Genomic DNA, 1,381 nt, shown 5'->3' on the forward strand with positions numbered 1-1,381 from the left:
TAGTAGTGCTTTGTTAGGTGTTGCTGACCTGGGCTGTTGTTGTGTCGGGTGTTCGGGTCTGGACGGGTTGCCGGCAGGTGTGGCAGACGCCTGTCCAGACCGCGAGTAAGGCCTGGAGTTCGCGCAGGACCGCGTAGAGCGTCAGGCCTGCGCAGGGGCTTTTGGGGTGCGGCGGAGCTGGGTGCAGATGGCCTGGGCGACGGCGGCGAGGGTGACGTGACGATGCCAGCCCAGCCAGCTTCGGCCTTCGAAGTGATCGAGGCCGAGTCCGTCTTTGAGCTCGCGGTAGTCATGCTCGATGCGCCAGCGGATCTTGGCCAGCCGCACCAGGTCCCGCAGCCGGATATCGGCGGGCAGGGTCGAGAGCCAGTAGTCGGTGGGCTCGGGTGCGCCGGGCGGCCATTCGGCCAGCAGCCAGCACTCGGGCAGGGTCCCGTCGGCGGCGCGCGGGATGTTGCGGTTGGCCGGTCGGACCCGCAGCGCGAGGAATCGTGATCGCATGCTCGCGGTCGGATTGCCCGGCGTCTTCTTGGTTCCGTGCCGCCAGACCACGAACTTGCCTGCCGACCGGCCGGCGTTCATGACCAGAGTCTTCAGATCCACGGGCTTGTCCTGGTAGCGCGGTCCGGGCGGGCGGCCGTTACCGGCCCAGACCGCCGTGGCCGGCGCCGCCTCGAAGGGGTGGGCGGTCGCGGCCGGGCTGACGGCCAGCACATAGGTCAAGCCGCGCTCGGTCAGGCCGAGCCGGAACTCGGTGGCATCGCCGTAACCCGCGTCGGCCACCACCGGACGCTGGGGCAGGCCCCACTGGCCGGTGACCTCGTCGAGCATGTCCAGCGCGAGGCGCCACTTCTCCCGATGCCGCACCTCATCCGGGATCGCACTGCGCGCCCTCCGCGCCCGGATCTCGGCAGCTGCCTCGTCGTTGGCGGTCTTCTTGTCGTCCCAGGATTCCGGCAGGAACAGCCGCCAGTCGATCGCGGCCGAGGCCCAGTCGGTGACCGCGTGCACGCTCACCCCGACCTGACAGTTCCCGGTCTTGCCCAAAGCACCGCAATACATGCGTGCCACGCCAGGGGAATCCTTGCCGTCCTTGGGAAACCCGGTGTCATCGATGACCAGCGCGGCCGGGTCGACGAACCCCGCGGCCCATCCGGCCAGGCGGCGGCGCACCTCGACGTGATCCCACGTCGAGGTGGACACGAACTGCTGCAACTGCTGATGATCCACCCCGAGCCGAGCCGCCATCGGCTGCATCGACTTGCGCTTGCCGTCCAGCATCAACCCACGCAGATACAGCTCGCCCTTCGCCCGCTGATCACGCCGCGCGAACCCGCCGAACATCGATGCGGCGAAGTCCTCGATCACCGGCCGAACCCGA

The 1,381-nt window shown here is 68.9% G+C and carries 1 protein-coding gene; it reads right to left on the reverse strand.

From position 1 onward, the window contains the following. Positions 1–141: 141 nt before the first annotated feature. On the reverse strand, positions 142–1,381 hold a 1,240-nt coding region (locus SK803_RS46305; protein WP_406601679.1), incomplete at its 5' end, for an IS701 family transposase.

Origin of the sequence: Lentzea miocenica (genome assembly GCF_033949945.1) — a bacterium.
Taxonomy (GTDB): Bacteria; Actinomycetota; Actinomycetes; order Mycobacteriales; family Pseudonocardiaceae; genus Lentzea; species Lentzea miocenica.